This window comes from Rhizobium sp. BK456 (assembly GCF_014194045.1).
Lineage (GTDB): Bacteria > Pseudomonadota > Alphaproteobacteria > Rhizobiales > Rhizobiaceae > Rhizobium > Rhizobium redzepovicii.
Map to the genome: position 1 here is coordinate 2501 of NZ_JACIAO010000026.1, position 2500 is coordinate 5000.

General features: G+C 51.8%; 1 rRNA gene (only partly in view). It reads left to right on the forward strand.

Annotated elements, in window-relative coordinates:
* Positions 1-433 precede the first annotated feature (433 nt).
* Positions 434-2500: ribosomal RNA gene (locus tag FHX03_RS34115) — 23S ribosomal RNA — on the forward strand; it runs 733 nt beyond the window's last position.

A 2500-nucleotide genomic window follows, 5' to 3' on the forward strand; every position in this document is an offset into this window, starting at 1 on the left:
GCTGATGCGTGTTCTGCATACATTGTGAAGAGAAGATTGATCTGGAGGCTTCCAGGTGTTTTGGGTTTTGCCCAAAGCGTCCGAGCCCAGTTCTTGTGAAACCATGGATGGCCTAGCCGGCCGGATATGGTGGAGGAATTGGAGGTAGGAAGGAAGCTTGTCGCTCTGGGTCGTTGTTGTTTGGTCATCTTTAGGGATGAGCATCTGACGGACGGCTTGATTACCGTTGCCTGACCGCGCGGTATCGGATCCAATCTCGAGAAGCTGGTCTTAAGACCTGACACAAGCGAGCTGCTCGGCGTAGCTCCAATAAAGTGATCAGGTCGAACACGTCGATGGCATTGTTGGATTGACTGGGTTGTAAAAGGTAACCCGGTCTGTTGCCGTTTCTTATGGAGCGAGCAACGAGATGATGAGCATTGGCAATGAGAACGATTAAGTGTCGTAAGGGCATTTGGTGGATGCCTTGGCATGCACAGGCGATGAAGGACGTGATACGCTGCGAAAAGCCGTGGGGAGCTGCGAATGAGCTTTGATCCATGGATCTCCGAATGGGGCAACCCACCTTAAATGCTTGGAAAATCCAAACTGACTGTAAGGTCGGCTTGGGTTTCCAAGCATTGTGATAAGGTATCTACACCTGAATACATAGGGTGTAAGAAGCGAACGCAGGGAACTGAAACATCTAAGTACCTGCAGGAAAGGACATCAACCGAGACTCCGCAAGTAGTGGCGAGCGAACGCGGACCAGGCCAGTGGCAATTGTGATTAAAGTGGAACGCTCTGGAAAGTGCGGCCGTAGTGGGTGACAGCCCCGTACGCGTAGATATCATGATTGTCCTAGAGTAGGGCGGGACACGAGAAATCCTGTCTGAACATGGGGAGACCACTCTCCAAGCCTAAGTACTCGTGCATGACCGATAGCGAACAAGTACCGTGAGGGAAAGGTGAAAAGCACCCCGACAAGGGGAGTGAAATAGAACCTGAAACCGGATGCCTACAAACAGTCGGAGCCTGAAAGGGTGACGGCGTACCTTTTGTATAATGGGTCAACGACTTAGTGTAACAAGCAAGCTTAAGCCGGTAGGTGTAGGCGAAGCGAAAGCGAGTCTGAATAGGGCGATTTAGTTTGTTGCATTAGACCCGAAACCGAGTGATCTAGCCATGAGCAGGTTGAAGGTTGGGTAACACCAACTGGAGGACCGAACCCGCATCTGTTGCAATAGATTGGGATGACTTGTGGCTAGGGGTGAAAGGCCAATCAAACTCGGAAATAGCTGGTTCTCCGCGAAATCTATTTAGGTAGAGCGTCGAGCGAATACCCCCGGGGGTAGAGCACTGGATGGGCTATGGGGACTCACCGTCTTACTGATCCTAACCAAACTCCGAATACCGGGGAGTACTACTCGGCAGACACACGGCGGGTGCTAACGTCCGTCGTGAAAAGGGCAACAACCCTAACCTCCAGCTAAGGTCCCCAAGTCATGGCTAAGTGGGAAAGGATGTGAGGATCCCAAAACAACCAGGATGTTGGCTTAGAAGCAGCCATCATTTAAAGAAAGCGTAACAGCTCACTGGTCTAAATAAGGGTCTTTGCGCCGAAAATGTAACGGGGCTGAAGCCATGCACCGAAGCTGAGGATGTGTAGCAATACACGTGGTAGCGGAGCGTTCCGTAAGCTGATGAAGGGAGACCCGTGAGGGCTCCTGGAGGTATCGGAAGTGCGAATGTTGACATGAGTAACGATAAAGAGGGTGAGAGACCCTCTCGCCGAAAGACCAAGGGTTCCTGCTTAAAGTTAATCTGAGCAGGGTTAGCCGGCCCCTAAGGCGAGGCAGAAATGCGTAGTCGATGGGAACCACGTTAATATTCGTGGGCCTGGTGGTAGTGACGGATTGCACAAGTTGTTCATTCTTATTGGATTGGATGGGCAGCGGAGCGGTTCCAGGAAATAGCTCCACCGTATAGACCGTACCCGAAACCGACACAGGTGGTCAGGTAGAGTATACCAAGGCGCTTGAGAGAACTATGTTGAAGGAACTCGGCAAATTGCACGCGTAACTTCGGAAGAAGCGTGACCCCATTTTACGCAAGTATGATGGGGTGGCACAGACCAGGGGGTAGCGACTGTTTATCAAAAACACAGGGCTCTGCGAAGTCGCAAGACGACGTATAGGGTCTGACGCCTGCCCGGTGCTGGAAGGTTAAGAGGAGAGGTGCAAGCTTTGAATCGAAGCCCCAGTAAACGGCGGCCGTAACTATAACGGTCCTAAGGTAGCGAAATTCCTTGTCGGGTAAGTTCCGACCTGCACGAATGGCGTAACGACTTCCCCGCTGTCTCCAACATAGACTCAGTGAAATTGAATTCCCCGTGAAGATGCGGGGTTCCTGCGGTCAGACGGAAAGACCCCGTGCACCTTTACTATAGCTTTACACTGGCATTCGTGTCGGCATGTGTAGGATAGGTGGTAGGCTTTGAAGCGGGGACGCCAGTTTCCGT